24 protein-coding genes and 1 pseudogene are annotated in these 24,096 nt (G+C 63.6%); 22 read left to right on the top strand and 3 right to left on the bottom strand.

The features are described from left to right. From BUA69_RS13175 to BUA69_RS13135, 9 genes are all read left to right on the top strand, one after another. Positions 1 to 243: transposase (locus BUA69_RS13175; protein ID WP_143154512.1), on the top strand; the 243-nt coding region annotated here is incomplete at its 5' end. Between the two features lie 269 nt (positions 244 to 512). Then, positions 513 to 899, top strand: coding sequence for a hypothetical protein (locus BUA69_RS13170; protein ID WP_046136813.1), 387 nt, complete (start codon positions 513 to 515; stop codon positions 897 to 899). A 53-nt stretch (positions 900 to 952) separates the two neighbouring features. Next, complete coding sequence (locus BUA69_RS13165; RefSeq protein WP_046136814.1) at positions 953 to 1,441, top strand: copper chaperone PCu(A)C; 489 nt, start codon at positions 953 to 955, stop codon at positions 1,439 to 1,441. Between the two features lie 18 nt (positions 1,442 to 1,459). Then, a complete protein-coding gene (locus BUA69_RS13160; protein ID WP_046136895.1) occupies positions 1,460 to 2,050 on the top strand; it encodes an SCO family protein in 591 nt (196 codons plus the stop codon). Between the two features lie 185 nt (positions 2,051 to 2,235). Then, positions 2,236 to 3,153, top strand: coding sequence for a siderophore ABC transporter substrate-binding protein (locus BUA69_RS13155; RefSeq protein WP_046136896.1), 918 nt, complete (start codon positions 2,236 to 2,238; stop codon positions 3,151 to 3,153). Positions 3,154 to 3,237: 84 nt separating this feature from the next. Continuing rightward, positions 3,238 to 4,200 carry an ABC transporter permease gene (locus BUA69_RS13150; RefSeq protein WP_046136815.1) on the top strand — a complete coding sequence of 321 codons (963 nt, stop codon included), beginning with the start codon at positions 3,238 to 3,240 and terminating at the stop codon, positions 4,198 to 4,200. After that, positions 4,190 to 5,212, top strand: coding sequence for an iron chelate uptake ABC transporter family permease subunit (locus BUA69_RS13145; RefSeq protein ID WP_082093974.1), 1,023 nt, complete (start codon positions 4,190 to 4,192; stop codon positions 5,210 to 5,212). The genes BUA69_RS13150 and BUA69_RS13145 overlap by 11 nt, the downstream gene beginning before the upstream one ends. After that, positions 5,209 to 5,967, top strand: coding sequence for an iron ABC transporter ATP-binding protein (locus BUA69_RS13140; protein WP_046136816.1), 759 nt, complete (start codon positions 5,209 to 5,211; stop codon positions 5,965 to 5,967). The genes BUA69_RS13145 and BUA69_RS13140 overlap by 4 nt, the downstream gene beginning before the upstream one ends. Before the next feature lie 82 nt (positions 5,968 to 6,049). Beyond that, the gene (locus BUA69_RS13135; RefSeq protein ID WP_046136817.1) at positions 6,050 to 6,448 is read left to right on the top strand and encodes a VOC family protein; all 399 of its coding nucleotides are present in this window, start codon (positions 6,050 to 6,052) and stop codon (positions 6,446 to 6,448) included. 189 nt (positions 6,449 to 6,637) lie between these two features. Here BUA69_RS13135 and BUA69_RS21015 read toward each other — a convergent pair whose 3' ends face one another. Genes BUA69_RS21015 through BUA69_RS13120 form a run of 3 tightly spaced genes read right to left on the bottom strand, consistent with a single transcriptional unit; the run spans position 6,638 to position 10,370 of the window. Next, complete coding sequence (locus BUA69_RS21015; protein WP_160300164.1) at positions 6,638 to 8,167, bottom strand: coiled-coil domain-containing protein; 1,530 nt, start codon at positions 8,165 to 8,167, stop codon at positions 6,638 to 6,640. A gap of 4 nt (positions 8,168 to 8,171) precedes the next feature. Further along, positions 8,172 to 9,110: a DUF6384 family protein gene (locus tag BUA69_RS13125; protein ID WP_046136819.1), complete on the bottom strand. Its 939-nt coding sequence runs from the start codon at positions 9,108 to 9,110 to the stop codon at positions 8,172 to 8,174. A gap of 33 nt (positions 9,111 to 9,143) precedes the next feature. Further along, the gene (locus BUA69_RS13120; protein WP_244468814.1) at positions 9,144 to 10,370 is read right to left on the bottom strand and encodes a cell surface protein; all 1,227 of its coding nucleotides are present in this window, start codon (positions 10,368 to 10,370) and stop codon (positions 9,144 to 9,146) included. Positions 10,371 to 10,607: 237 nt separating this feature from the next. Here BUA69_RS13120 and BUA69_RS13115 point away from each other — a divergent pair, with 237 nt between their 5' ends. The 13 genes and pseudogenes from BUA69_RS13115 to BUA69_RS13060 all read left to right on the top strand — a co-directional run bounded on the left by BUA69_RS13115 (position 10,608) and on the right by BUA69_RS13060 (position 24,092). Beyond that, positions 10,608 to 11,084 (top strand): SRPBCC family protein, encoded by a 477-nt coding sequence (locus tag BUA69_RS13115; protein WP_046136820.1) that lies wholly within the window; start codon positions 10,608 to 10,610, stop codon positions 11,082 to 11,084. 99 nt (positions 11,085 to 11,183) lie between these two features. Next, on the top strand, positions 11,184 to 11,306 hold the full coding sequence (locus BUA69_RS21440; protein WP_280136819.1) for a hypothetical protein: 123 nt from the start codon (positions 11,184 to 11,186) through the stop codon (positions 11,304 to 11,306). A gap of 191 nt (positions 11,307 to 11,497) precedes the next feature. Then, positions 11,498 to 12,502: a BMP family lipoprotein gene (locus BUA69_RS13110; RefSeq protein ID WP_046136821.1), complete on the top strand. Its 1,005-nt coding sequence runs from the start codon at positions 11,498 to 11,500 to the stop codon at positions 12,500 to 12,502. 27 nt (positions 12,503 to 12,529) lie between these two features. Continuing rightward, a complete protein-coding gene (locus tag BUA69_RS13105) occupies positions 12,530 to 14,140 on the top strand; it encodes an ABC transporter ATP-binding protein (RefSeq protein WP_046136899.1) in 1,611 nt (536 codons plus the stop codon). After that, a complete protein-coding gene (locus BUA69_RS13100; RefSeq protein ID WP_046136822.1) occupies positions 14,137 to 15,267 on the top strand; it encodes an ABC transporter permease in 1,131 nt (376 codons plus the stop codon). The genes BUA69_RS13105 and BUA69_RS13100 overlap by 4 nt, the downstream gene beginning before the upstream one ends. A gap of 3 nt (positions 15,268 to 15,270) precedes the next feature. After that, a pseudogene (locus tag BUA69_RS13095) lies at positions 15,271 to 16,236 on the top strand (ABC transporter permease); the annotation flags it as partial. Positions 16,237 to 16,281: 45 nt separating this feature from the next. Beyond that, positions 16,282 to 16,692 carry a cytidine deaminase gene (locus BUA69_RS21280; protein WP_046136824.1) on the top strand — a complete coding sequence of 137 codons (411 nt, stop codon included), beginning with the start codon at positions 16,282 to 16,284 and terminating at the stop codon, positions 16,690 to 16,692. Between the two features lie 160 nt (positions 16,693 to 16,852). Then, the gene (locus BUA69_RS13085; protein ID WP_046136825.1) at positions 16,853 to 17,647 is read left to right on the top strand and encodes a purine-nucleoside phosphorylase; all 795 of its coding nucleotides are present in this window, start codon (positions 16,853 to 16,855) and stop codon (positions 17,645 to 17,647) included. Further along, the gene (gene deoC, locus BUA69_RS13080; protein ID WP_046136826.1) at positions 17,644 to 18,633 is read left to right on the top strand and encodes a deoxyribose-phosphate aldolase; all 990 of its coding nucleotides are present in this window, start codon (positions 17,644 to 17,646) and stop codon (positions 18,631 to 18,633) included. Before BUA69_RS13085 ends, deoC begins: the two co-directional genes overlap by 4 nt. Before the next feature lie 181 nt (positions 18,634 to 18,814). Next, entirely contained in the window at positions 18,815 to 21,184 is a 2,370-nt protein-coding gene (locus BUA69_RS13075) for an aldehyde dehydrogenase family protein (RefSeq protein WP_046136827.1), read from the top strand. 1 nt (position 21,185) lies between these two features. After that, positions 21,186 to 21,485, top strand: a complete 300-nt coding sequence (locus BUA69_RS13070) for a DUF6958 family protein (RefSeq protein WP_046136828.1) — start codon at positions 21,186 to 21,188, stop codon at positions 21,483 to 21,485. Beyond that, complete coding sequence (gene deoA / locus BUA69_RS13065; protein WP_046136829.1) at positions 21,486 to 22,805, top strand: thymidine phosphorylase; 1,320 nt, start codon at positions 21,486 to 21,488, stop codon at positions 22,803 to 22,805. A 69-nt stretch (positions 22,806 to 22,874) separates the two neighbouring features. Continuing rightward, positions 22,875 to 24,092 carry a phosphopentomutase gene (locus tag BUA69_RS13060; protein WP_046136830.1) on the top strand — a complete coding sequence of 406 codons (1,218 nt, stop codon included), beginning with the start codon at positions 22,875 to 22,877 and terminating at the stop codon, positions 24,090 to 24,092. Positions 24,093 to 24,096 lie beyond the last annotated feature (4 nt).

Genomic DNA, 24,096 nt, shown 5'->3' with positions numbered 1-24,096 from the left:
GCGCGCCAGTCCGGCGCTTCCGATCGCAATGGGCGATGCAGTGGCGGCCGAAAGCACCTGCGCGACATCGCCTACATGGCTGTGCTCAGCGCCATCAAGGTCAAGGATCCCGTGCTCGGCAGCTTCTACCAAAGGCTCCGGGCGCGCGGAAAACCCTTCAAGCTCGCCATGATCGCTACCGTCCGCAAACTCATAACAATCCTCAATGCCATCGCCAGATCTGACCCCGCATTCAATCCATGATGCCCACGGTTGCTTGACCCGCGGGTCACTGTCAGCGCTGCGTGAGTGGCGAGTGGTCCCCGGATCAAGTCCGGGGACAGCGTCGTGGGTGTTGAGGGTGGGGTGCGAAGGTCCGGGATAAGCGAGAATGGATTCCCGCCTGCGCGGGAATGACCCGGTGAAGTGCGATGGTCCTTCGGTGGGGCGCCATCGCGCATCACCGTGCTTGCGACAATTCGGCCATTGAGGCAAAGAGGCTGACGCACTAGGACTGGGGCTGAGGGCACCCAATGGATCAGCGACGCAGCATCGGCAGGGAGATCGGGACGGCGTTTGCCGTGCTGGCCATCTATCTGCTGACCGTGCTGGCGCCACTGCACCATGCGCGGGCCAGCCAGCTCGATTTTGCGGCGCTGGGCTATGAGACCATTGCCGGCAGCTGGGTGCTCTGCGCCCCGCTCGATGCCCAGGGTCCCGACAGCGATGCCAGCCTGATCGCCAAATGCCCCGCTGCGGGGATCGGCAAGGATGACCTGGTCGAGCCCGCTCTTGCGGTCATCGAACTGGGCATGCGGGTCAGCCTCGATATTGTCACCACCGCCGCCCACGATGCTGTTCATCGCCGTCAGCGGCTCGAACTGACAGCGGCCCCGCGAGGCCCTCCAGCACTGGCCTGATTGCCTGCGGCCAATGCCGCCCTGTCAGCTGACCACAATTCTGGAGATCAATCATGATCCGTGCCGTCCTTCGCGCCGCCTTTGCGGCTTCTATCCTCTTTGCCGTGCCCGCCTTCGCCCATGATGGCGTGGTCCATCTTGGCGACATCAACATCTCAGCGCCGTTCACCCGCGCCACCCTGCCTAACGCCCCGGTGGGCGGCGGCTTCATGACCATCGAGAACACCGGCAGCGAGGCTGATCGCCTGGTTTCGGTATCGGCCAATGTTTCGGGCGCCGTGCAGATCCACGAAATGGCCATGCAAGGCGACGTGATGAAGATGCGTCAGCTGGCTGATGGCATCGAAATCCCGGCGGGCGAGACCGTGACGCTGGCGCCGGGCGGGCTGCACGTCATGTTCATGGGGCTCAACCAGGCCTTTGTCGAAGGCGAGAGCGTGCCGGTGACCCTGACCTTCGAGAAGGCCGGCAGCGTCGATGTCGAACTGGCCGTGCTGGGCAATGCGGCCGACGCCGCGCCTGCCGCGCATGCAACTCACTAGGGCTGGAGCATCATGACCCTGAAGACATTTCGCATCTGGCTCTGGGTGGCGGTCGCTGCCCTGGGCATCACCGCCGGCACTGCCATGCTGTTTCTGCGCAATGATGCACCGGCGCAGACCGGTGGTTTCGGCAGTGGCGTCTATGCGCTGCTCGACCAGGACGGCCAGCCGATCGACCAGACCATGTTTGTCGGCCAGCCCTCGGCGCTGTTCTTCGGCTTTACCCATTGCCCCGAAGTCTGCCCGACAACGCTGGCCGAGATGGCTGGCTGGTTCGAGCAATTGGGCGAGGATGGCAAGGCGCTCAAGGCCTATTTCGTTACCGTCGATCCCGAACGCGACACGCCTGCCGTGATCGGCGACTATGTCAGCTTCATCTCCGATCGCGTCACCGGGGTCACCGGAACGCCCGAGGAGATCGCCAAGATCGTCAAGGCCTGGGGTGTTCACGCCGAAAAGGTGCCGCTGGAAGGCGGCGACTACACCATGGACCACACCGCTTCGGTGTTCCTGATCAATGCCCGCGGCGAGTTCGAGGGCACCATCGCCTATCGCGAGAATACCGACACGGCCGTGGGCAAGCTGCGCAATCTGCTGGCCAAGTCCTGACGTAAATGGCTGCGCGGGGTGTCTTTCGCGACAACTCCGCGCACCGTTCAAAAAAGATGAAGAAAACGGTCATCTTAACTTTGACAGCCCTGCCATGCGCCGCTAGATAATCGGACATTCGCCATCATATTTGGCGCTCCGCCATCTCATTGCGTCTCTGGATTGGAAGCATCGCTGTGAAGCTCATGACCCGCACTCCCTTCGTTCTCGCCGCTGTCATTGCTGGCGCGCTGTCGTTCACCGCTCTGGCCGCAGTGGCGCAGGACAAGACGATCGCCCATGTCCAGGGTGAAACCACCATCAGCGGCGTGCCGGCCAAGGTGCTGGTGCAGGACTGGGCCGTGTTCGACAACCTGCAGGCACTGGGTGTGGCCGTTGCCGGCGTCCCCGCCTCCAATGCGCCGTCCTATCTGGCCGAGTTCCTGCCGGCCGACGCCATCAAGATCGGCTCGCTGTTCGAGCCCGATTTTGAAGGCATTGCCGCCGCCGAGGCCGACCTTTACATCGTCGCCGGCCGCTCGCGCGAAGCCTTTGGCACCGGCTCGGAAATTCTGCCGACCATCGACCTGTCGGTCAACAATGCCGCCATTATCGATGGCGTCAAGGCCAATCTGACCACGCTGGGCGAGGTCTTTGACCTGCAGGCCAAGGCTGCTGAGCTCAATACCGCGCTCGACGCCAAGGTCGCCGAAGTCAAGGCTGCGGCCGAAGGCAAGGGCAATGCCCTCGTGCTGGTCACCAATGCCGGCAATATCGGCGTCTATGGTCCGGACTCGCGCATCGCCTGGCTCTACAACGAGCTGGCAATTCCATCGGCCATGGCTGACGTGAAGGACGGCGACCATGGTGGCGATACGGTGTCGTTCGAATTCATCCTCGAGACCAATCCAGACTGGCTGTTCGTCGTCGACCGCGACGCCGGTGTTGGCGAGAACGGCGGCGCTGCCGCCGCCCTGCTCGATAACGAGCTGGTCAACCAGACCAATGCCGCCAAGCAGGGCCATATCGTCTATCTCGATCCGCAGGCCGCCTATATCTCCATGCATGGCTACAACGCCGTGATGCTGCTGCTGGAGCAGGTCCTGGCCGGTCTCAACGCCTGATAACCGGGCGCCTGGCGCTCATGCAACCCGGCGGGTCCGTCCCGCCGGGTTTTGCCATGTAACGAACCTGCAGGAATCCCGATCGTGCGATTGCTTCTCGTCGCCATCGTCGTGACGCTGGCCCTGGCCATCATCAGCCTCTTTGTCGGGGTCAGCGATGTGTCGCTGGGGGCGCTGCTGTCATCCTCGCCGGAAGACCGGCCCATGCAGGTGCTGCTGATCAGCCGCATCCCGCGCACCCTGGCCATCATCCTTTCGGGCGCCTCGATGGCGATTGCCGGGCTGGTCATGCAGATGGTGGTACGCAACCGTTTCGTCGAGCCCTCGACGGCCGGCACCACTGAATCGGCGAGCCTTGGCTTCCTGACAGTCACCCTGCTGGCGCCCGGCTGGCCGCTGATGGCCAAGATGGGGGTCGCTGCCTTGTTTGCCATGGCCGGCACCGCGCTGTTCCTGCGCATCCTGCGCGCCGTGCCGCTGCGCGATGTGCTGCTGGTGCCGCTGGTCGGCATCATGCTGGGCGGGATTATCGGCGCGGTAACTGCCTTCCTGGCCTATCGCTATGGCCTGATGGCCTCGCTGCTGGCCTGGAGCATGGGCGACTTCTCGGGCATTCTGCGCGGCCGCTATGAACTGCTCTGGATTGGCCTCGCCTGTGCCATCGCCGCCTATATCGCCGCCGACCGCTTCACCGTGGCCGGCATGGGCAAGGATTTTACCACCAATCTGGGGCTGAACTACCAGCGTGTCATGGTGCTGGGGCTGGTCATCGTTTCGGTGGTCAGCGCCGTTGTGCTGGTTTCGGTCGGCTCGATCCCGTTTCTCGGCCTGATCGTCCCCAATGTCGTCAGCCTGATGGTGGGCGACAATATGCGCCGCACCGTGCCCTGGGTCGCGGTGATGGGCGCCGGCTTCGTGCTGGCCTGCGATATCCTTGGCCGCGTCGTGCGCGCGCCCTATGAGATTCCCATCAGCGTCGTTGTCGGTGTCATCGGCAGCATGGTGTTCCTCTATCTCCTGCTGAGGACGCGCCGCCATGCAGCCTGATCAATCCAGCGGCATCATTGTCGCGAGCCCCTGGTACAAGCGCTTCGTGCCATCGGTGACGCTGTCGCGGCCGATCCTGGTGCTGGTCATTCTCGGCGTGCTGGCGCTGGTCTCCATCGTCTGCTTCATGACGCTGGGGGCCAGGGGCAGCTGGAGCTTCGTCCTGCCGTTCCGGGGGCGCAAGCTGCTGTCGCTGATCGTGGTAGCCTATGCGGTGGCCATGTCGACCATCCTGTTCCAGACCGTCACCAATAACCGCATCCTGACGCCCTCGATCATGGGCTTTGACGCGCTCTACATTCTGATCAAGACCGGCCTGGTGTTCTTCCTCGGGATCGGCGCCTTGACCACGCTCGATACGCAAGCCCAGTTCGTGGTCGAAGTGCTGGTCATGGTGGCGTTTTCGGGGCTGCTGTTCCGCTGGCTGTTCCTCGGCCAGGAGCGGAGCCTGCATCTCTTGGTCCTGGTGGGCATTGTCTTCGGCATCCTGTTCCGCAGCGTCAGCCAGCTCATGCAGCGCATGCTCGATCCCAATGCGTTCAACGTGTTGCAGGACTCGTTCTTTGCCAGCTTTTCGACCACCGACAGCAGCCTGCTGGTCATCTCGCTGGTGATCATCGGCGCGGTCTCGGTGGTGATGGTGCGCTTGATGCATACCTATGACGTGCTGTCGCTGGGGCGGGCGCAGGCGATCAATCTGGGGGTCAATTACCAGCGAACGGTGGTGACCATCCTGGTGCTGGTTTCGGTGCTGGTGGCGGTATCGACGGCTCTGGTGGGGCCGATCACCTTTTTCGGCCTGCTGGTGGCCAGCCTGGCGCATGGCCTGGTCGGCTCCAGCCGGCACAAATACATCCTGCCGGCGGCGGCGCTGTTGGCCATCATCTGCCTTGTCGGCGGCCAGACCGTCCTGGAGCGGGTATTCGAGTTCGATACCGCGCTCTCGATCATCATCGAGTTCCTCGGCGGGATCGTCTTCATCTTCCTCATTCTGCGGAGAGCCGCCCGATGATCATCGCCAATGGCGTGACCAAGACTTACGGCACCGAATGCGTGGTCGACAATGTCACCATCACCCTGCCGGCCAAGGGCATTACCTCGATTATCGGGCCCAATGGCGCGGGGAAATCGACATTTCTGTCCATGGTCAGCCGGCTTCTCGACATGGACAAGGGCACGGTGACCGTCGATGGGCTGGACGTGACCAAGGCGCCCGGCGATGTGCTGGCCAGGCGGCTGTCGATCCTGCGGCAGGACAATCACATGACCGCGCGCCTGACCGTGCGCGACCTCGTCAGCTTTGGCCGCTATCCCTATTCCAAGGGGCGGCTCACAATCGAGGACAAGACCCATATCGACGATGCTATCGGCTATCTCAATCTGGTGGAGCTGGAAGGGCGCTATCTCGATGAACTGTCCGGTGGGCAGCGCCAGCGCGCCTTCGTCGCCATGGTGCTGTGTCAGGATACCGATTACGTGCTGCTCGACGAGCCGCTGAACAATCTCGACATGAAGCATGCCATGGCGATGATGAAGCTGTTGCGCCGGGCGGCAAACGAGCTGGGCAAGACCGTGGTGCTGGTGCTGCACGACATCAATTTCGCCTCCTGGTATTCCGATTACATCGTCGCCATGCGCAATGGTAAGGTGGCCCATCAGGGCCCCGCCGAGGCCATCATTCGCCCCGATATCCTGTCCGATGTCTATGACATGGACATCAAGGTGCATGAAATCGGCGGCCAGCGCGTCAGTCTCTATTACGAGTGATTTCGACTTTCGCGACCGCCATCCCCTGGGCTATCAGGGGCGCGACGGATGCGTGCTGGCGTGTCCCAACGGAGACCCCGCCATGAAGCCCAGGATCAATATCGTCACCATCGGCGTCGACAATCTCGAACGCGCCTTTTCCTTCTATCGCGCCCTGTTCGACATGCCCGATGACCAGATCGGGGCCGGAGCAGACCATGTCGCGTTCTTCCTCACCGAGGATTTCTCCTTCGTGCTGTTCCCACGCGAACTGATCGCCCAGACCGCCGGCAAGGAAACCGTCATCGCCGGCACGCCCGGCCTGGTGCTGAGCCATCGCGCCGACAGCGCCGCCGAGGTCGATGCGATCCTCGATCAGGTGTTGATCGCCGGCGGGGCCATCATTACGCCGGGCACGGAATCGGAATGGGGCTATTCGGCGTATTTCGAGGACAGCGAAGGCAATGTCTGGGAATTGATGGCGACGCCGCAGGTCAATTGAGGTTTTGCGCGTGCCTGTCAGTGGGCAGCCGCAGCGCGGTGCCCACTCACGGTGTCATTCCCGCGCAGGCGGGAATGACCCGGTGGGTCATTTGTCGTGCTGTGTGCCTGGAGAGAGGCCCGCGGATCAAGTCCGCGGGCAGCGCGGTGGGCGCGGCACACTCACGGGGTTCCACGAAGCGAGGGCCCCCTAGAAGCCGCCGCCGGTTTTGAAATTGGTGTGCTTGCGGGTGCCTTGCGAGCCGGTGCGGGGACGCGAGAAGCCGCCGCCGCCGGAACTGGAGCCGCCGCCCGAGGGCGCGCCCCAGCCGCCGCCGAACCCGCCACCGCCGCCCTTGGACTTGCCGCCGCCAAAGCTGTTGTCGGGCCAGTTGAAGCCGCCATTGTCGGGCCAGGGATTGGCCGAGCGTGAACGGTTGTCGCCGGGCGCGGTGCCGGTGTTCCAGTTCTGGCTGCGCCGCCACTGCTCCCAATAGGCCGCCGCGGTAATGCCGCCGCGCAGGAAATCATTGAGCAGGTCGCCGGTCAGCCGCTCCTCGCGGAAGGTCGAGCGCGGATCGTCATAGCGCTGCTTCTTGAACTCCCACTGGATGTCTTCGAGCTCGCGACGGCGCGCCGCCAGCGTCTTGAGGCGTTCCTGCTGCTCGCGGACTTCGCTTTCCTCGTCCTTGATGCGGGCGCGAACATCGTCGATCTGGGCGACGATGGTATCGTCCTGGCCGGTGCGGGTCAGGCGCGCCTCGGCCAGCAGCGTCTGGATGTCCTCGCGGCCGAGGCCGGCCGCCAAGGCCGCCAGGGCCTGCTCGAAGGCCGGATCGCCGCCCTGCGACAGCGTCGCAAGGACCTTGGCGGCCTCGTCGCGCTTGTCTTCAAATGCCACGATTTCGACGTCGATGGCGGCGATGCGCTTCTCCATGGCATCGAGGGCATCGCGGATCGGCTTGCCGCCGGCAGCATCCAGCGCCGCAGTTTCCAATGCATCGGCCTCGGCTTCGGCCTGCCGCGCATTGGCGATCTGGCGCTCGGCATGCTCGCGCAATCGCAGCGGCAACTCGTTGAGCATGGCGTAATTCGGCCGCGCCTTGGCGAAGCCGATGAGATTGGCGACGAGCCCGTCGCAATAGCGGATCAGATTGTTGGCCCGGTAATCCCTGGTGCCATAGCTGCTCTCCCACAGATACATGAACAGCGGGTCGTCGCGATAGGGCTTGCCCTTCTCCTCGCGGTCGGCCTCGGCCTGCTCGGTTTTGGCCATCGACTGGGCGGCGATCTCGTCAAGTTCGGCCGCTGCCGCGCGCTTGGCGGCATAGGCGGGATCGCGCGCGATGCTCGGCTGCATCCGGGTGGCCAGCGCCTTGAGCTCGTCCTGCCGCTTCGCCAGTTCGTCGAGCGCACTGGCGCGTTCGCCGGTCAGCTTGCTCAATTGCGCGTCGATGGCACCCAGGCTTTTCTCGGCCTTGCCCAGCTCGGCGGCGTGGGTTTTGAGCATGTCGCGGGCTTTGGCCTCGGCCTGCGAAATGCGGCCGTCCAGTTCCTGCTGCACTGCCGGGTCAAGCCGCAATTGCGCCAGTTGCCGGAACAGCTCGGCCTCGCTTTCGCGGATCTTGCCAACGCGCTCGCCCGAGCGGGCCAGGCGCTTGGAGATTTCGTCCTCTTCGCGGCGGATGTCGCGCATCGCCTCGTCGAGCGATGCCAGGGCTTGGGGTCCTCGGATACTCATATCTCTACCACCGGGTCAGCGCGCCGCCGAGAACCGGCATGATGTACTCGACCTCAAGGAAGCCATCCGATTTGCGGCCTACTTCATTGGCCTGGACGATGCCATCGTCGCGCTTGTCGGCGGCCACGGCGTTGTAGACCACTTCGGGCACCCGCACCGCCCACATGTCGACGGTTTCGGTCTCGCCATTCTCCTCGTTGAGAATGGGCAGCGACAGGGCCTGGCCATTGGCGTCGATGGCTTCCACGGTCACATAGTAATTGGTGGCGTCGATATTGCTCTCGGGGAAGGTCCAGAACCCGGACTGCACCCCTTCGCGATTGACGATGCGCAGCGAATATTCCTGGCGCAGCTTGTCGCGCAGCGCCGTCAGGCGCTCGACGGTGTCCTCGGCCATCGCCCGGTTGCCCTCGGCGGCATAGGCCTTGCCGCGGGTGCGCAGCGCTTCCGCCTCGACCACGGCCTGCTGCACCTTGGTTTCGTCGAAAATGGTCTGATAGAGCGCGTCCATCTGCGCCGGCAGGCCTTCGGCCAGCTCCAGCCGCGCCTGATTGGCCTGATTGGCCTGGAACGGCTGCCAGACGCCGAAATAGCTGACCGAGAACACCAGCGCCGCGACGAGCACAGCCACGACCGGCCGGCCCCAGCTTTTGCGCGACACATAGAGCCGGGCCATTGTCCGGCCGAAACTGGGCTCGGGCGGATCATAGGTGAAGCGGCTCTCGGCCAGCGCCGCGACGCCTTCCTTCAGGATATGGTCGGGAACCTCGATACCCTGCTGGTGGTAGACATCGCGCAGCCGGTCGATGAGCTGCTGCTCACGCGTCACTCCATCGAGTTCGCGCGTTACCAAATCCTGCCGGTGACGGAGCGTGTCGACCACGTCCATCGCCAGCATGACTTCGTCCAGGGGTGCAGCCGGTTTGGCCGTCACATCACTCATCGTTCGAGTTCACCCGGCAATGGTCCTCGTCTATCAGTTCTTGGTTTCAAGCAGCAGCGCATTGCCTTCGGCGGCCAGCGCCGCCAGGCGCCGCTTGCCGTCTTCGACGGCGTCGCGGATTTCGGCTGAGTTCTTGGTGGAGGCGACGCGCATCTCGTTGATGATGGTGCGGCTCTTCTCCTGGAAGTTGACCACGCTATCGACCAGCTTCTTGACGGCATCGGCACGCACGGTCGGGCCATAGCCGGCCCGCACGGCTTCTTCCTGCACCTTGTCGCCGATCTCGGAAAGGGTCTCGAGGCTCTTGCTCATCCCTTCCTTCATCGCGTTGAGCGTTTCGGTGGATTCGTGCAGCCCGAACATGCCGGTGAACGAGGCCGACAGCGCCGTCAGTACGGTCTCGTTGGTCGAGAAGAACGAGATCGACTGCTGATACACCCGCTCCTTGGCATTGGTGGTCTGCATCAGACGCGCCATCACCACTTCCGAGGTATTGTAGGAAATGGTCAGATTGTCCGAGAGGTCCTTGGCGATCTGGTAGCGCTTTTCCTCGTTCTGCATGTCGCGCAGCTTTTCGTCGCGATCCATTTCGAGGCGGGCGCGGTCGGCCGGCACCGTGCCGGCATAGCCGGCGACAGCGGTGGAAGCGGCGTCGAGAGCAACCTTCTTTTCGCCCAGACGCTTTTCGGCGGTATCGAGCACTTCAAGCGCCATGACCTCGGCTTGCTTGAGCGCACCGCGGAAATCGCGATAGGCCTCCAGGATCGTCTGCTCGCGGTCGATCTGGTCCTTGGTATCCTTGGTGACATCGAGATAGACGTCGCGGATCTTGTTGAAGCGCTGCGCGATGTCGCCGCGGCTGACCTTCATCCAGACATTGGAGGCGCGTTCCAGGAGGTCGAGCTTGTTGTCGGCCAACTGGTCGACCATGCCCTTGGCATCGTCGCGGATCGAATCGAAGCCCTTGGTGATTTCTTCGTAGCGTTCGCCGATCTTCATGGCGGCGATCTGTTCGCGCACGACTTCGTTGAAGGCGCTGGCCTGGCTGAGGGTGCGCCCGATCAACAGGACACGGGTTTCGTCCAGTTCGGTAATCTGCTGCAGCAGCCCGGTGATGGGTTGTTCGCCCTGCTGCTCGGGCCAGATGCCCAGGTCGCGGATGGCGTTGACCGCCTTGTCCAGATACTGCAGCGGCTTCTCGGCCGTCGCGGGCATGGCCGATGCTGTCTGCGTCGTGGCGGTGCTGGCTTGGTTGCTCATGGTCGCTCCCCGTGGTGATGCCGGACCGGCGGTAGGCGCGGTTGGGCGCTATAGATCGCTGCTGGCTGGCCTGCTGACAATTGCAACTGCCTCTCCCACCAACTATTTAGGTCATATTGGTGCGAAAAAGCCGCACGTAAAGAGTGGGGCGTTTCGCATGGCTGACATATTTTGCAATGATGGCGGCAAGTGGGACGCCGCCACCCAGGCGGGTGCCCGCGCGGGGCTGGTGCACTGATGGAATTTGGTGGTCACTACATCATTGCCGCACCGCGCCAGGCGGTCTGGGAAGCGCTCAACGATGCCGAGGTGCTCAAGGCGGCGATCCCGGGCTGCCACAAGATCGCCTGGGAGAGCGACACGACGCTGGCGCTGGAGATCAAGGTCAATCTCGGCGTCGTCCACCCGGTGTTCAAGGGCGGGCTGGAACTCTCCAATATCGTGCCGGCCGAGCGCTATACGCTGACCGGCCGCGGCAAGGGTGGACTGCTGGGGCTGGCCGAGGGCTCGGCCGATATCGTGCTCACCGATCATGGCGAGCTCACCGATCTGGCCTTCTCCGCCGATGGCGGCGCCTCCGGGCAGATCATGAAGCTGGGCAAGGCGATTATCGGGAATTCCGCCCAGAAGGTCATTGACGGCTTTTTCCAGCGCTTTGCCGAGGCGATGGGCGCCGAAGTCACCGCGCTGCCGCCCGATTTAACCGCTTCTTAACCACGCCCCTCTCTGCCCTCAAAGCATCACAATCGGGCGCCCGAACCTGCGTTAGTGAAGGGTCAACACGGTCCACGCAATTTGAAACGAATGCCCGACATGACCAGCTATACCAGAGATACCATCGCGCTGTTTGCCATCGGCATTGTCGCCATGCTGGCAGTCTTCACCGCCGACACCAATCTGGGTGAGCTGTTCGTCCATATACTGGCCCGGCTTTAGCCTTTCAGCTTGCTCGGGCCCCCGCGCTTTCCCTGTCGCAGCGGGCTGCCCAGATTTTGACCATTCGGATAAAAATGCTGTTTTCCCTCTTGCGGGCCGGGCATTTGCACGATTGTATCCCCAGTCAGCGCACGGGGATTGTCAGTTGGCAGCAAGCGCCATCGCTTCAGTGCGAGACAGGGAGAATATTCATGAAACTCACGACCTTCACCAAGGCCATTGCGGGCGGCGTGGCACTCAGCGCGATGCTCACCGGCGCCGCTCTCGCAGATCCCGCGGTCATCTATGACCTGGGCGGCAAGTTCGACAAGTCGTTCAACGAAGCCGCCTATAATGGCGCCGAGGCCTGGAAGGCCGAAACCGGTGGCAATTATCTCGATCTCGAACTGCAGAACGATGCCCAGCGCGAGCAGGCCCTGCGCCGCTTCGCCGGTCAGGGTGCCAACCCGATCGTCATGGCTGGCTTCTCGTGGGCTGCAGCCTTGGACGCGGTGGCGCCTGAATTCCCCGACACCAATTTCGTCGTGATCGATACTGTTGTCGAACAGCCAAACGTGCAGTCGATCATGTTTGACGAGCACACCGGCTCGTTCCTGGTTGGCGCCCTGGCCGCCATGCAGTCCGGTTCGGGCAAGGTTGGCTTCATCGGTGGCATGGACGTCCCGCTGATCCATCGCTTCTATTGCGGCTATGCCTATGGCGCCCGCGCCGTGAACCCCGAAATCGGCCTGACCGAAAACTACACCGGCACCACCCCGGCTGCCTGGAACGACCCGGTGACCGCGGGCGAGCTGGCCAAGGCCCAGATCGACAGCGGCGTCGACGTGATCTTTGCCGCTGCCGGCGGCTCGGGCATGGGCGTGCTGCAGGCCGCCAAGGATGCCGGCAAGTACTCCATCGGCGTCGACAGCAACCAGAACCACCTGCAGCCCGGCTCGGTACTGACCTCGATGCTCAAGCGCGTTGATACCGCTGTCCACACCGCTTTCCTCGAAGCTGGCGATGACGCCACCTTCAAGCCCGGTCGTATCGATCTGGGCCTGGCCGATGGCGGCGTCGACTATGCCGTTGACGACAACAATGCGGCGCTGATCACCGACGAGATGAAGGCCAAGGTCGAGGAACTCAAGGCCGGTGTGATCGCTGGCACCGTCGAAGTGCACGACTACTACACCGACAACGCCTGCCCGCTCTAAGCAGCACCGATGTCCGGTAACGACACCATGAACCCGCAGCGGCCGGAAACGGCCGCTGCATCGCCCCCGCCTTCCGGCTGGGCGATCGAGCTTGAAAAGATCAACAAGCGGTTTGGCGCGGTTCACGCCAACAAGGATATTGATCTGGCAGTCCAGCGCGGCACCATCCACGGTATTGTGGGGGAGAACGGCGCGGGCAAGTCCACGCTCATGTCCATCCTTTATGGATTTTACACCGCTGATAGCGGCGTCATCCGCGTCAATGGCGTGGAGCATGCCATCACCGATAGCCGCCATGCGCTGGCGCTGGGGATCGGCATGGTGCACCAGCATTTCATGCTGGTCGATAATTTCTCGGTGCTCGAAAATATCGTGCTGGGCGCCGAGGACAGTGGCTTTCTGGCGCCCAGCCTGGCGCGCGGCCGTACCGAGCTGAAGCGCCTCGCCGCCGAATACAATCTCGATGTCGATCCCGATGCGCTGATCGAGGACATCTCGGTCGGCCAGCAGCAGCGCGTCGAAATTCTCAAGGCGCTGTATCGCGGCGCCGAAACCCTGATTCTGGACGAGCCGACCGGCGTGCTGACGCCCAAGGAAGCCGACGATCTGTTCCGCGTGCTGCGCACCTTGCGCGAGCAGGGCAAGACGGTGATCCTGATCACCCACAAGCTGCGCGAGATCATGGCGATCACCGACAGTGTTTCGGTGATGCGCCAGGGCCAGATGGTGGCGACGGTCAAGACGGCCGAAACCAGCCCCGAAGCGCTGGCCGAGCTGATGGTCGGCCGTCACGTGCTGCTGCGCGTGGAGAAGGGGCCGTCCAATCCCGGCAAGACCATGCTGGAAGTGCAAAACCTCGTCGTTGCCGACGACATGGGCATTGTGCGGGTCAAGAATGTCAGCTTTTCGGTGCGGGCCGGCGAGATCGTCGGCATTGCCGGGGTCTCGGGCAATGGCCAGTCCGAATTGCTCGAATCCATTTCCGGCATGCGCGACCAGCGCCGGGGCGATGTACTGCTCAGCGGCAATCCGCTCTCGCTCAAGGGCGATGACGGCGCTGCCCGCGCCCGAACGGCCGGGCTCGCCCACGTGCCCGAAGATCGCCTGCGCATGGGCCTGGTGACCAGTTTCCAGGAATGGGAAAATGCCATTCTGGGCTATCAGAACAGCCCCGACTATGGCGCCGGCCCGTTTCTCGACATCGGCGCAGCCAAGCGCAAGGCGGCCGAGCATATTGAAACCTTCGATGTGCGCCCGGCCGATATCAATCTCAAGACGGCGCTGTTCTCGGGCGGCAACCAGCAAAAGATCGTGCTGGCGCGCGAGATGGACCGCAATCCCGATGTGCTGGTCGTCGGCCAGCCGACGCGCGGCGTCGATATCGGCGCCATCGAGTTCATCCACAACCAGATCATCAAGATGCGCGATGCCGGCAAGGCCATCCTGCTCGTCTCGGTTGAACTGGACGAAATCCGCTCGCTGGCCGACCGGATCCTTGTGATGTTCGACGGCGAGATCGTCGGTGAGGCCGACCCGGCGACGGCGACCGAGGGCGAACTTGGCCTGATGATGGCCGGTATCGGTAAAGACCATGCGGCGGCGCCGGCCAGCAAGAATGGCCAGGAGATCAGCTCATGAGCGCCAGCAGACCCCTTCCGCGCTGGGCCGATATCGTCCTCCTGCCGGCCATCAACCTGTTTATGGCCTTCCTGGTTTCGGGCCTTGTGGTGCTGATGATCGGCGAGAACCCGCTCGAGGCCATCACGGTCATCATCTATGGCGCCTTCGGCTATGGCGACGGCTTCGGCTATACGCTGTACTACGCCACCAATTTCATCTTTACCGGCCTGGCCGTGGCGGTTGCCGCCCATGCCGGGCTGTTCAATATCGGTGGCGACGGGCAGGCCTATGTGGCCGGGCTCGGAGCGATCGTGGTGGCGCTGGCACTCGACCAGACCCATTGGCTGATCGCCATGCCGCTGGCGGTGCTTGCCGCCGGTGCGGTGGGCGGGTTCTGGGCGTTCGTGCCGGGCTGGCTGCAGGCCAAGCGCGGCAGCCACGTCGTCATCACCACCATCATGTTCAACTTCATTGCCGCGGCGCTGATGGTCTACATGGTCAATCGCGTGCTCAAGCCCGCGACGACGATGGCGCCGGAATCGGAAACCATCGACATTGGCGGCCGCGTGCCGCAATTGCGCCAGTTCTTCAGCTTTTTCGGCTATTCGCCGGTCAATCTCTCCATCGTCATCGCGGTGCTGGCGCTGATCGGGGTCTATATCCTCGTCTGGCACACCAAGTTCGGCTATGCCATGCGCGTGCTGGGCAAGAACCCCACCGCGTCGCGCTATGCCGGCATCTCCAACTCCAGGATGATCATGATCACCATGACCATTTCCGGCGCGCTGGCCGGCATGGTGGCGATCAATGAAGTGATGGGCGTGCAGAACCGCCTGGTGCTCGACTATGTCGCCGGCGCCGGTTTCGTCGGTATCGCCGTGGCGCTGATGGGCCGCAACCACCCGGTCGGTATCGCCCTGGCGGCGCTCCTGTTCGGGGCGCTCTATCAGGGCGGCCAGGAACTGCAATTCGTCATTCCGGCGGTGACGCGCGAAATGATCGTCGTCATCCAGGCGCTGGTCATTCTGTTCACCGGGGCCATGGAAGGCCTGTTCCGGCCGGCGCTGGAGCGCTCGTTCATGCTGTTCACCCCCGAACAAAAGGCCGAAGCCATTGCGGTTTCGTCCGCCAAGACGGAGGGCTGACCGATGGATTTTGCCATCATGCTGTCCGTGCTCGACGCGACGCTGCGCCTGTCGACCCCCCTGCTGCTGGCCTGCCTGGCCGGGCTCTATTCCGAACGGGCCGGTGTTTTCGATATTGGCCTGGAAGGCAAGATGCTGTTCGCCGCCTTCGGCGCCGCCGCTGTCGCTGCGGTGACCGGCTCGATGTGGCTGGGGCTGCTGGCGGGCATCTCCGTCTCCGTGACCACGGCGCTGCTGCAGGGCGTCGCCGCGATCAGTCTCAAGGGCAATCAGCTGATTGCCGGCGTTGCCATCAATATGCTGGCCGCCGGCCTGACCACATTTCTGGGCCAGACCTGGTTCCACCAGGGTGGCCGCACGCCGCCCTTGGGCGAGGGCGGGCGCTTTCCCCAGATCACCCTGCCATTTGCCGATGAACTGGCTGGCGTGCCGATCATCGGGCCGATCTATGCCGAGCTGATCTCGGGCCATTACATCTTGGTCTATATCGCCTTCCTCGCGGTGCCGATCACCGCCTTCGTGTTGTATCGAACGCGCTTCGGCCTGCGGTTGCGCGCCGTGGGTGAGAACCCCAAGGCGGTGGATACGGCCGGTATTTCGGTGGTGGCGCTGCGCTATCAGGCGGTGCTGATCACCGGTGTTCTCTGCGGCTTCGCGGGGGCGTATTTCTCCATCGCGCAGGGCTCGGGTTTTGGCAATAACATGACTGCGGGCAAGGGCTTCATCGCGCTGGCGGCGCTGATCTTTGCCAAGTGGAAGCCGGTTCCGGCCATGTTCACCTGCCTGTTGTTCGGTTTCCTCGATGCCCTGCAGATCCGTCTGCAGAATTTCGAACTGCCGGTCATCGGCGTGGTACCGGTGCAGGCGATCCAGGCGCTGCCCTATGTGCTGACGGTGGTCCTGCTGGCAGGGTTTATCGGCAAGGCGGTCGGCCCAAAGGCCGGCGGCGTTCCCTACACGAAAGGGCGTTGGGCGAGGGCCCGGCGCAGCCGGGGCCGCCAGGAAAGAGCGACGATGTCACGTACCGAGACCGACCAGGCCCTGTTCGAGGCCGCCGAAGCCATTCGCGCCCGTGCCTATGTGCCCTATTCCAACTTCGCGGTTGGGGCGGCGATCCTGGCCGATGACGGCAAGATCTATGCCGGCTGCAATGTCGAGAACGCCGCCTACCCGCAGGGCAATTGCGCCGAGGCCTCGGCCATTTCGGCGATGATCGCCGGCGGGGCGCGGCGCATCACCCGTATCTATGTCACCGGGCCGGGTTCCGCTCCGGTGACGCCTTGCGGCGGATGCCGCCAGCGTATCCGCGAATTCGCCGATACCGATGTCACCATCATCTCGCACGGGGTCGAGGGCGCGCCGCTCCTGACCACGCTCGCACAATTACTGCCGCATTCGTTTGGCCCGGAGTTTCTGGGGAAGTGAGGGGCGCCGGACTATCGGCAATCGTTCCCTCCCCCTTGAGGGGAGGGACAGGGTGGGGGTGCTGCGCCGCCCTGGACCTCAGCATATATTGCGCACGCAGCACCCCCACCCCTAACCCCTCCCCTCAAGGGGGAGGGGGACGAAGATTCGAGAGCATCAAATGACCAAAGCCGCCAAAATCATCCAGAAGATTGCCGGCACCGAGCCGATCAGCGCCGCCATCGTGCTGGGGTCGGGCCTGTCGGCCATTGGCGAGCTGCTGGGCGACAAGGTCGCCATTCCCTATTCCGAGCTCAAGGGCTTTCCCGGTGGCGGCGTGTCCGGCCATGGTCGCGACCTCCTGATCGGCACCATGGGTGGCAAGCGCATCGCCATCCTGACCGGCCGCGAGCATTATTACGAGCATGGCAATGCCGACGCCATGCGGCCGGCGCTGGAGACCATGGCGGCTTTGGGTGCAGAGACGCTGCTGCTGACCAATTCGGCCGGCTCGCTCGACGAACGCTTCCGGCCGGGCGATCTGATGCTGCTCTCCGACCACATCAATTATGCGGGCATGAACCCGCTGATCGGCGAGCCGACCGACCGTCGTTTTGTCAACATGGTCGATTGCTACAATTCCGAGCTGCGCGCCAAGGCCAAGGCGATCGGCGCCCGGCTGGACATCGTCGTCCATGAGGGCATCTATCTCTGGTATTCCGGCCCGAGCTTTGAAACCGTCGCCGAGATCCAGATGGCGATCCGGCTTGGCGCCAATGCCGTCGGCATGTCGACGGCACCCGAAGTCATTCTCGGGCGTTTCCTGGGAATGAAAGTCTGGGCCTGCTCGTCCATCACCAATATGGGCGCCGGCCTGTCTGACGAGAAGATCAGCCATGAGCACACCAAGACCATGGCGGTGCAGGGCGCGGATAAACTGAGGAAACTCATCCCCGCGCTGGTGGAGGAGCTATGAACCTGAAAGTCGTCGACCAGTCACCCCCTGAGGTGACCCACAAGCGCAATCCCGGCTTCCCGCTCGATCTCGACTGGGTGGAGCGGGTGCGCATGAACCGTTCGGCGCTGGAGCGTCGTGCCGCCTCGATTGGCGCGCGCCGCACCGTCAAGAAGGACTATCAGCTCGCCTGGCTGCTCAAGGCCATCACGCTGATCGACCTGACGACGCTCAATTCCGACGATACCGAAGGCCGCGTCGAGCGGCTCTGCGCCAAGGCGCGCCATCCGCTGCGCAGCGATATCATCGAGGCGCTCGGGGTTGGCGACCTGCGCATCCTGCCGGGCGCGGTCTGCGTCTACCATAGCTTTGTGAAGACTGCGGTTGCAGCGCTCGAGGGCACCGGCATTCCGGTGGCCGCCGTGTCGACCGCGTTCCCGCATGGCCTCGCGCCCGTGGAAACCAAGATCCGCGAAATCGAAATGTCGGTGGCCGATGGGGCCAAGGAAATCGACATCGTCATCGAGCGCGGCATGGTGCTGCGGGGCGATTGGCAGGCGCTGTACGACCAGGTCAAAGCCTTCCGCAAGGCCTGTGGCGACGCGCATATGAAGACCATTCTGGGCACCGGGGAGCTGGCGACGCTGACCAATGTGGCCAAGGCGTCGCTGGTCTGCATGCTGGCCGGGGCCGATTTCATCAAGACCTCGACCGGCAAGGAAAAGGTCAATGCCAACCTGCCGACCTCGCTGGCCATGATCCGCATGATCCGCTGGTTCCATGAAGAGACCGGCATCGAGATCGGCTACAAGCCGGCCGGTGGTATCGCCACAGCCGGTGACGCCATCAAATATATGGCGCTGATGAAGGAAGAACTGGGCACGCACTGGCTGCAGCCGCATCTGTTCCGGTTTGGGGCGTCGAGCTTGCTCACGGACATTGAACGCCAGCTCGAGCATGGCCTGACCGGGCACTATGCGGCCGATTATCGCCAGCCGATGGTTTAGCGGCGTCGCAACCCATGCCAATGAATTGAGGAGGAGGCACAGCTTTCGTTTCCATCGTCATTGCCGGGCTTGTCCCGGCAATCCATCTGAGTTTCGCATGCTTTGAGCGCGTAGATGGATCACCGGGACAAGCCCGGTGATGACGGTGGTGGCGGGGTCCTGCGCTGACAAGGAGAACGACATGAACAAGATCGCGCAAATCTTTGAGACCCTCGATTACGGCCCGGCACCGGAAGGTCCGGATCAGGCCAATGCCTGGCTGGAAAGCCATGGCCGCGCCTTTGGGCATTTCATCGATGGCAAGTGGACCAAGCCGGGCACGACCTTTGCCTCGGACAATCCGGCGACGGGCAAGACCCTGGCGCAGATTACCGATGGCACGGCCGAGGATGTCGACAAGGCGGTCAAGGCCGCCCGCGCGGCCTTCAAGGGCTGGAGCGGGCTATCGGGCTATGAGCGCGGAAAATATCTCTATGCCATTGCCCGCGCCATCCAGAAGCATGCGCGCCTGTTCGCAGTGCTCGAGACCATGGACAATGGCAAGCCGATCCGCGAAAGCCGCGATATCGATATTCCGCTGGTGGCGCGCCATTTCTACCACCATGCTGGCTGGGCCCAGCATCTCGACCGCGAGTTTCCGGGCCATGTGCCCTATGGCGTCTGCGGGCAGATCATTCCGTGGAATTTCCCGCTGCTGATGCTGGCCTGGAAAATTGCCCCGGCGCTGGCCGCCGGCAATACGGTGATCCTCAAGCCGGCCGAGTTCACCTCGCTGACGGCGCTGCTGTTCGCCGAAATCTGCGAGCGCGCCGGCCTGCCCAAGGGCGTGGTCAATATCGTCACCGGCGCCGGCGAAACCGGGCAGGCCATCGTCGCCCATGAAGGGATCGACAAGATCGCCTTTACCGGCTCGACCGAAGTCGGCAAGGCCATCCGCGCCGCCACGGCCGGGTCGGGCAAGGGCCTCAGCCTCGAGCTGGGGGGCAAGAGCCCCTATATCGTCTTCGAGGACGCCGATATCGACAGCGCCATCGAGGGTCTGGTCGATGCCATCTGGTTCAATCAGGGGCAGGTGTGCTGTGCTGGCTCGCGTCTTCTGGTGCAGGAAAGCATCGAGGAGCGCTTCATCACCAAGCTCAAGCTGCGCATGGCCAGCCTCCGCGTCGGCGATCCCCTGGATAAATCGGTCGATATCGGGGCGCTGGTCGCCCCGGTGCAGGTCGAGCGTATCCGCGATCTGATGCAGCGCGGCCTGGCTGAAGGCGCGGTGGTCTATGAACCCGATGGGGCGATCCCGTCGGTCGGGTGTTTCCTCAAGCCGGCGCTGGTCACCAATGTCTCGCCTGCCAATACGCTGGTGGCCGAGGAAATCTTCGGGCCGGTGCTGGTGGCGATGAGCTTCCGCACCCCCGAGGAAGCGGTGGCGCTGGCCAACAATACGAAATATGGCCTCGCCGCGACGGTGTGGAGCGAGAACATCAATCTGGCGCTCGATATCGCCCCCAAGATCAAGGCCGGCGTGGTCTGGATCAATGGCACCAATAATTTCGACGCCGCAGTCGGCTTCGGTGGCTACAAGGAAAGCGGCTTTGGCCGCGAGGGTGGCCGCGAAGGCATGGCGGCTTACCTCAAGCCCGTGTGGGAAAAGGACCTCAAGGCTGCCACTGCCCCCAAGGCTGCTGCGCCCAAGTTCGACAATCCGCTTGATAATGGCCATCTCGACCAGACCGCCAAGATGTATATCGGCGGCAAGCAGGCGCGGCCCGATAGCGGCTATTCGCGCGCTGTTTATGGCCCCAATGGCAATCTTGTCGGCGAAGTCGGCGACGGCAATCGCAAGGATATCCGCAATGCCGTGGAAGCCGCGCGCGGGGCACTGAGCTGGGGCAATAGCACAGCCCATGCCCGCGCCCAGATCCTCTATTTCCTCGCCGAAAATCTCGACTATCGCCGCGACGAATTTGCCGAGCGCATCAAGGCACAGACCGGCAAGAGCGGGACAGCGGAAGTTGCTGCCTCGGTCGAGCGGCTGTTCGCCTTCGCCGCCTGGGCCGACAAATATGATGGCGCCGTGCATAATCCGCCGCTGCGCGCCGTTGCGGCCGCCATGGTCGAACCCATCGGCGTCATGGGCATTGTTGCAGGCCCCGACCTGCCGCTGCTGGGCTCGATTGCCCTGATCGCTCCGGCCTTGGCCATGGGCAATCCGGTGGTGCTGGTGCCCTCCGAGACGGCGCCGCTCAGCGTCACCGATCTCTATCAGGCCATCGAAACTTCCGACGTGCCCAATGGCGTCATCAACATCGTCACCGGCGATGCGGCAAGCCTAGCCAAGACGCTGGCCGAGCATGATGGCGTCGATGCGCTGTGGTTCATGGGCTCCAGTCAGGCTTCGACCATGGTCGAAAAGGCCTCGATCACCAATGTGAAGCAGACCTGGACCAGCCGGGGCCTGGGCTATGACCTGACCGACCGCCAGAAGTTCGAGGGCGATTACTTCCTCGCCAAGGCAACGCAGATCAAGAATGTCTGGATTCCATACGGGGCTTGAAATGGCAGACAAGATCGACGTCGAAAATGTTGGCCAGCCGGGCAAGACCTATCGGGTCGATGCCGACAAATATGCGGCCATGAAGGCGGCGGTGTTGCAGGTGCTGCCGGATGTGGCGCCCGGCATGCCGGTTGCCGATATCATCGCCGCAGTCAAACCGCACCTGCCCGAGGCGCTGTTTCCGGGCGGCGACACGGCGGGCTGGTGGGTCAAATGCGTCCAGCTCGATCTCGAAGCCAAGAAAGTCATCGCCCGCACGCCGGCACCCGTCAGGCTCTATCGCCTGCAGTCAGGACATTGAATGGTTTTCCTGCCCCAGGAAGTCATCGCCAGAAAGCGTGACGGCCACGCCCTCAGCGCCAGCGAAATTGCCGAATTCATCGCCGGCTTTTCCAAGGGCAGTGTGTCCCATGCCCAGGCAGCCGCCTTGGCCATGGCGGTCTATTTCAACGACATGTCCATGCCCGAACGCGTGGCGCTGACAACAGCCATGCGTGACAGCGGCACGGTGCTCGACTGGTCCGATCTGGATGGTCCGGTGGCCGACAAGCATTCGACCGGCGGCGTCGGCGACAATGTCAGCCTGATGCTGGCGCCGATCCTGGCGGCCATCGGCATCTATGTGCCGATGATTTCCGGGCGCGGCCTCGGCCATACCGGCGGCACGCTCGATAAGTTCGACTCCATCCCCGGCTACACCACCAGCCCGGACAATGCGTTGTTCCGCAAGGTGGTGCGCGAGGCCGGCTGCGCCATTATCGGCCAGACCGCCGACCTCGCGCCAGCCGACAAGGCGCTCTATGCCATCCGCGACGTCACCGGCACGGTGGAATCCATCTCACTGATCACCGCCTCGATCCTATCCAAGAAGCTGGCGGCCGGGCTTGGCGCGCTGGTGCTCGACGTCAAGACCGGCTCGGGCGCCTTCATGCCGACGCTGGAAAAATCCCGCGCGCTGGCGCAGAGCCTTGTCGAAGTCGCCAATGGCGCCGGGCTCAAGACCTCGGCCCTGATCACCGACATGAACGAGCCGCTGGCATCGGCCGCCGGCAATGGCCTCGAGGTGCGCAATGCCGTCGATTTCCTCACCGGCGCGCATCGGGATCCACGCCTCAAGGACGTCACGCTCGCGCTCTGCGCCGTGGTTGCCGAGATGACGGGCGTCGCGCCCAGTGTCGAGGCTGGGCGCAGGCTGGTGGACGAAGCGCTGGCCAGCGGCCGCGCCACCGAGCGCTTCGCCGCCATGGTCGCCGCATTGGGTGGTCCCGCCGATTTCATCGAGAACATGGACCGGTACCTGCAACCCGCGCCGATCATCCGCGATGTGTTTGCCCAAGGGCAGGGGACAGTCAGCGCGATCGACACCAAGGGCGTCGGCATGGCGGTGGTGGCGCTGGGTGGCGGCCGCACCATGCCGACCGACAGCATCGACCACACAGTGGGCTTCGACCGCCTGGCAGGGCTGGGCGCCAGGGTGGACAGCGCGACGCCGATCGCCCGTATTCACGCCCGTGACGAAGCTTCGGCGGAGGATGCCACCCGTCGCCTCCAAGCCGCCTATCGGCTGGGCGACACCGCGCCGCATTATCCCCTGATTGCCGACGCCATTTCACCAGCCTAGCGACCCACAATGTCACGCCCGCCTGAGCGGGGATGAAGCCGAGCAGATAAACGTCCGAGGAGTTCCACCATGCCACGCGCCATTTTGTGCATTCTCGACAGCGTCGGTATTGGCGGCGCCCCGGACGCGGCGGCTTATGGCGATACCGGCGCCAACACCTTCGGCCATATCGCCGAACACGCCGCCGCCGGCAAGGCCGATCGCGCGGGCCTGCGCAGCGGTCCGCTCCATGTGCCCAACCTGGATGCGCTGGGCATTGGCGCCGCCATCCAGCTATCGACCGGCACGCTGCCGCCCGGCCTGTCGGCCACAGCCACGGGCGGCCGTTTCGGCGTCGGGCGCGAGGTCTCCAAGGGCAAGGATACGCCATCGGGCCATTGGGAAATCGCCGGGGTGCCCGTGCCGTTTGAATGGGGCTATTTTCCCCAGACCGAGCCCACCTTTCCGCCCGAGCTGATCGAAGAGTTCATCAAGCGCGCCAGGCTGCCCGGCATTCTGGGCGACGAGCATGCCTCGGGCACCACCATCATCGCCGAGTTGGGCGAGGAGTCGATCCGCACGGGCAAGCCCATCTGCTACACCTCGATCGACAGCGTCTTCCAGATCGCCGCGCACGAAAGCCATTTCGGCCTGGAGCGGCTCTATGAAATTTGCCAGATCGCCTTCGAGCTGACGGCGCCGCTGATGATCGGCCGGGTAATCGCCCGCCCCTTCATTGGCGAGAATGCGGCCAGCTTCAAGCGGACCGGCAATCGCCGCGACTTCGCCATCGCGCCGCCGGCGCCGACGCTGCTGGATCGCAACAAGGATGCCGGCCACCAGGTGTTCGCCATCGGCAAGATATCCGACATTTATGCCGGCCATGGCGTGACCCACAAGCTCAAGGGCACCGGGCTGATGCAATTGTTCGACAAGACGCTCGAAGCGCTGGAAATGGCCGGCGACCGGGCGTTCATCATGACCAATTTCGTCGATTTCGACTCCGAGTTCGGCCATCGCCGCGATGTGCCCGGCTATGCCGATGCGCTGGAAAAGTTCGACGCGCGCCTGCCCGAGCTGATCGCCAAAATGGCGCATGACGACCTGCTGATCCTCACCGCCGATCATGGCAATGATCCGACCTGGCCCGGCACCGATCACACCCGCGAACAGGTGCCGATCCTGGTGTTTTCCCCAAGCCTGTCACAGGGCGAGATTGGCATTCGTTCGACCTTCGCCGATATTGGCGAAAGCATTGCCCATTGGCTCGGCCTGGCGCCCGGCCAAAACGGCAAAAGCTTCCTTTAGCCTC

Source organism: Devosia limi DSM 17137, assembly GCF_900128975.1.
GTDB lineage: Bacteria > Pseudomonadota > Alphaproteobacteria > Rhizobiales > Devosiaceae > Devosia > Devosia limi.
This window is presented reverse-complemented; position numbering and strand designations above follow the sequence as displayed.